The 4,411-nt window shown below is 71.6% G+C and carries 5 protein-coding genes and 1 pseudogene; 3 read left to right on the top strand and 3 right to left on the bottom strand.

What is annotated here, in order from left to right:
* The 3 genes from ACFWN1_RS31945 to ACFWN1_RS31935 all read left to right on the top strand — a co-directional run.
* Positions 1–430, top strand: a 430-nt coding sequence (locus ACFWN1_RS31945; RefSeq protein WP_384369818.1) for a beta-ketoacyl-[acyl-carrier-protein] synthase family protein, incomplete at its 5' end; no start/stop codon positions are given.
* A 43-nt stretch (positions 431–473) separates the two neighbouring features.
* Positions 474–917 (top strand): hypothetical protein, encoded by a 444-nt coding sequence (locus ACFWN1_RS31940; RefSeq protein ID WP_384369815.1) that lies wholly within the window; start codon positions 474–476, stop codon positions 915–917.
* A gap of 189 nt (positions 918–1,106) precedes the next feature.
* Positions 1,107–1,574, top strand: a complete 468-nt coding sequence (locus ACFWN1_RS31935) for an SPW repeat protein (RefSeq protein ID WP_384369812.1) — start codon at positions 1,107–1,109, stop codon at positions 1,572–1,574.
* 75 nt (positions 1,575–1,649) lie between these two features.
* On the opposite strand, the gene ACFWN1_RS31930 is transcribed toward ACFWN1_RS31935, so the two are convergent.
* The 3 genes and pseudogenes from ACFWN1_RS31930 to ACFWN1_RS31920 all read right to left on the bottom strand — a co-directional run.
* Entirely contained in the window at positions 1,650–2,639 is a 990-nt protein-coding gene (locus ACFWN1_RS31930; RefSeq protein ID WP_384369809.1) for an aldo/keto reductase, read from the bottom strand.
* Positions 2,640–2,799: 160 nt separating this feature from the next.
* Positions 2,800–4,026, bottom strand: a complete 1,227-nt coding sequence (locus tag ACFWN1_RS31925; protein WP_384369806.1) for a cytochrome P450 — start codon at positions 4,024–4,026, stop codon at positions 2,800–2,802.
* A pseudogene (locus ACFWN1_RS31920) lies at positions 4,023–4,411 on the bottom strand (cytochrome P450); the annotation flags it as partial. The gene ACFWN1_RS31925 and the pseudogene ACFWN1_RS31920, both read right to left, overlap by 4 nt.

Raw genomic sequence — 4,411 nt, 5'->3', positions numbered from 1 at the left:
CCACTTCACCTCCCCGCACCCCGACGGCGAGGGCGCCGCCCGCGCCATCCGCAGCGCCCTCACCGACGCCGGGCTCGCCCCCGAGGACGTCGACCACGTCAACGCCCACGGCACCTCCACCCCGCAGGGCGACCTGGCCGAGCACAACGCCCTCCACCAGGTCTTCCACCGCCCGCCCCCGGTCACCGCCGTCAAGGGCACCATCGGCCACGCCATCGGCGGCGCCGGCGCCATCGAGGCCGCCTGCACCGCCCTCACCCTGCGCCACCAGCTCATCCCGCCCACCGCCAACCTGCACACCCTCGACCCCGCCATCGACCTCGACGTGGTCACCAAGACCCCCCGCCCCCTGCCGCTGCGCACCGCCCTGAGCAACTCCTTCGGCTTCGGCGGCCAGAACGCGGTACTGGCGTTCATGACGGCCGACTAGGCCCGGCGCACCGGCCAGCACGTGATCGTCCAGCGGACGGCCGATGGCGGTACCGAAGTGGGCGGGGCCGACCGGCAGGCCGGTGCCGCCGCGCGTCACCGTGTCGCGGTGGCCGGGTATGGCGGTCATCCGCATTCGTACGACTCCGCTGACCGTCGTCGCTGTCGCCGCAGGCCTCGCCCTGGCCCCCGTGACCCCCGCGCTGGCGGGCACGACCACCGCCGCCCCCGCCGCCCGGCCCGCGGCGGTGTCCACCGCCCAGGGCGACCCGCGCGACGTCACCCAGCGGGTCGCCCACTTCTACGGCGCCTACATCGACGCCGTCTGGGACAACGAGGACCCGGCGGCGGGCGCCGACGCCAAGGCGCTGCGCGAGTTCTACCTCTCCACGCCGACGGCATCCTCTTCGCCCAGAACGTCCCCGAGAAGCGGAAGGTCACCTACACCGTCTCCGGCATGGGCCACGCCACCAGCCGAGTCGAGCTGACCTGGGGCGACGACGCGCACCCGACGGTGACCCGAATCGACGTCCAGTCGGACCTGACGACGCGCAAGATCACGGATCTCAAGCCGGCGGAGTAAGTCCCGCGTCATCGGATGCGTGAGGGACCAGGTGGGTACTCGGATGCGTGAAATCCGCATAAAGACGTGGAACCCCGACGCGGAAGGCGCGATCATGACCGAACGAACACAGACCACGATGGAGTCGCACCCGGACGTCCTGGAGATGCGGGAGCGCTTCGTACTCGCGGAGCGGGCGACCGCGACGCAGCGGGGGCAGGCCATCGAGGCGATGGCCATCGTCGCGGGGCTGTACATGGCAGCGTCCCCGTGGATCGCGGGCTTCAACGGCTCCACCACCCTCGCGGTGAACAACCTGATCGCGGGTATCGCCTACGCCCTGCTCATGAGTGGATTCGGTCACGCGTACGAACGCACCCATGCCAGGGCCTGGGCAGCCGCCCTGATCGGTGTCTGGATGATCGTCGCGCCCTGGGTGGTCGCGGGGAACGTCGACACCACCCGCACGATCATCAGCAACATCGTCGCCGGTGCGGTGGGCCTGCTGCTCGCCCTCATGGCGGGCGCGGCGGCGAGCAAGACCGACAGGCGTACGGACCAGGCGGCCGGAGGCCGCCGGTAGCGAACCGCACCGCCCACACCAGTGCCCGGCCCGGGACGTGACGCACCGCACACATCCCGGGCCGGGCCGGCGGGCTCAGCGGTTGACCGCCCGCATCCCCGCCTCGTCGTACCGCTCGCCCGAGACCTCGGGCAGTTCCGCGTCGATCTGGGACAGCTCTTCAGGGGTGAGGGTGATGTCGACCGCGGCGGCGTTCTGCTCCAGGTAGGAGCGGCGCTTGGTGCCGGGGATGGGGACGATGTGGTCGCCCTGCGCGAGGACCCAGGCGAGGGCGAGCTGGGCCGGGGTGACGCCCTTCTTCTCGGCGATCTCCTTGACCTTGGCCGCGAGGCGCAGGTTGGCCTGGAGGTGTTCGTCCGTGAAGCGGGGGCTGCTGCGGCGGTAGTCGTCCTTGTCCAGTTCGTCGGGGGAGGAGAAGCGGCCGGCGAGGAAGCCCCGGCCGAGCGGTGAGTAGGCGACGAAGCCGATGCCAAGCTCGCGGCAGGTCGGCAGCACCTCCGCCTCCACGTCCCGCGACCAGAGCGAGTACTCGCTCTGCACGGCCGTGATCGGGTGCACCGCGTTGCCCCGGCGCAGCGTCTCCGCGCTCGCCTCGCTCAGCCCGACATGCCCGATCTTGCCTTCGGCGACCAGTTCGGCCAGTGCGCCCACCGTCTCCTCGATCGGCACGTTCGGGTCGACCCGGTGCTGGTAGTACAGGTCGATGTGGTCGGTGCCCAGGCGCTGGAGCGAGCCCTCGACCGAGGTCCGGACATGCTCGGCCGAGCCGTCCTGGCGGCCCACGGTCGACATGTCGCCCGGTACCGCGTCGTCCATCCGGAAGTTGAACTTGGTGGCCAGCACGTAACCGTCACGGTGGCCCCGGATCGCCTCGCCGACCAGGGACTCGTTGGTGAGCGGTCCGTACATCTGGGCCGTGTCGAGGAAGTCGATGCCCAGCTCGCGGGCGCGGTGGATGGTGTCCAGGCCCTCGTCCTGGTCGGCCGTCCCATAGAAAGCGGACATGCCCATACAGCCGAGACCTATGGCCGAGACCTGCAGATCCCGCAGACTGCGCTGTCGCATGTGGTGTTCCAGCCTTTCGCGCGCGCTCGATCGTCCCTGCGGACGACTTCGGGCCCCTTCATCCATCTAGCGACGGATCTGGCCGCCCGGCATCCCGTGGAGGGACGCCGGGCACCGGAGCGTCTGCGAGGCTACGAGCTGAAGCGCGCTCGAAGTCAAGTCACCCGTTCAGGCGAACCGGAAGCTCGAACAGGTCGTTCTGGGTGACGACGGGCTTGTGGCGCAGCTCGGCGGCCGGGACCGCGAGGTCCAGGTGCGGGAAACGGGCGTACAGCGCGGGCAGCGCCACGCCCGCCTCCAGCCGGGACAGCGCGGCGCCGGGGCAGACGTGCGGGCCGTGGCCGAAGGAGATGTGCCGGTTCTTCGTCTCCCGGGTGATGTCGAACTCCCCGGCGCTCGGCCCGTGCGCCTCCTCGTCCCGGCCTAGCGCGCCGTACGACACGATCAGCGCGTCCCCGGCCGGGATCACCCGGTCGCCCACGGGGACGTCCTCGGTGGCGAAACGGATCAGCACGTGCGAGGTCGGGGTGGACCAGCGCAGTGTCTCCTCGACCACCGCCGGCCAGTCCGCCTGCCCGGACAGCACCAGTTCCCGCTGGTCCGGGTGGGTGGAGAGATTGACGACCGCGTTGACGATCAGGGAGATCGTCGTCTCGTGGCCGGCCGCGATCATCAGCTGGAGGGTGGCGATGATCTCGTCGTCGGTGAGGTGGTCGCCGTCCGCCGAGGCCAGGATCAGCGCGCTGGTGAGGTCGTCGCCCGGCTCGGCCCGCTTCGCCGCGACATTCGCCGCCATGATCCCGGCCAGCTCGGTCAGGGTGGCGACGACCTCGGCGGGCGGGGTCTGGGTGGAGAAGAACTTCTCGAACAGCACCTTCAGCCGGGGCAGCGAAGCCTCGTCGATGCCCATCAGCTCGGCCACCACGTACATCGGCAACGGGTAGGCGAAGGCCGCCTTCAGGTCCACCACCCCGGCGTCGGCGGGCAGCGCGTCCAGCAGGTCCTGGGTGAGCTTGCCGATCCGCTCGCGCATCAGCTCCACCCGGCGCGGGGTGAGGGCCTGCGCCACCAGCGTGCGCATCCGGCGGTGGTCCGCGCCGTCCACGGTGAGCATGGAGCGGCCCGGATTGGCGAGTCCGATCAGCGGCCAGTCCGCCGGGATCTCGCCGCGCCGCCAGGCGCCCCACACGTCGATGTCCTTCACCAGGCGCGGATCGGTCAGCAGCGCCTTGGCCTCGGTGTGCCGGGTGACGGCCCAGACGGGCACCCCGCCAGGTAGCTCCACCGCCGCGAGCGGGCCGGCCGCGAGCAGGGCCGCGCTCTCGCCGTCCAGATCGGAGACGAAGGGATCGAGGACGATACGGGGCGTACCGGTACCGGTGGTCATCGGGACGTGCCTCCCACGGCAGGGGTCGAAGTGAACCGCACGGGCAGCTCGGTCAGCCCGCGCAGCCAGGGCGAGGGCCGGCGGGTGAGGGACCCGGCGGGCACCGCCAGGTCGATGTCCGGCAGCCGGTCGAGGACGACCTCGATGCCGGTGCGCGCGATCACCTCGGCGATCTCCTGCGCCGGGAACGGGCAGCGGTGCTCGCCGTGCCCGAAGGAGAAGTGCGCGTTGTTGCCGCCGGTCAGCGTGGCGGCGTCGGTACGCACCTGCGGGTCGGAGTTGGCGCCCTGGAGGCCGAGCAGCAGCAGGTCACCGGCGCGCACCCGGCGGCCGCCGAGGTGGGTGTCGCGGGCGGCCCAGCGGCCCGCCACGTTCTGGGTGGGCG

It is taken from the genome of Streptomyces sp. NPDC058459 (genome assembly GCF_042721685.1).
Classification (GTDB): domain Bacteria; phylum Actinomycetota; class Actinomycetes; order Streptomycetales; family Streptomycetaceae; genus Streptomyces.
The sequence above is the reverse complement of the archived record's forward strand: the minus strand, read 5'-3'. Positions and strand labels throughout refer to the sequence as shown.

Coding starts and splice junctions, on each gene's coding strand:
- ACFWN1_RS31925 (WP_384369806.1), bottom strand. CDS start 4,026: ATGACCACCGGTACCGGTACGCCCCGTATCGTCCTCGATCCCTTCGTC.
- ACFWN1_RS31930 (WP_384369809.1), bottom strand. CDS start 2,639: ATGCGACAGCGCAGTCTGCGGGATCTGCAGGTCTCGGCCATAGGTCTC.
- ACFWN1_RS31940 (WP_384369815.1), top strand. CDS start 474: ATGGCGGTACCGAAGTGGGCGGGGCCGACCGGCAGGCCGGTGCCGCCG.
- ACFWN1_RS31935 (WP_384369812.1), top strand. CDS start 1,107: ATGACCGAACGAACACAGACCACGATGGAGTCGCACCCGGACGTCCTG.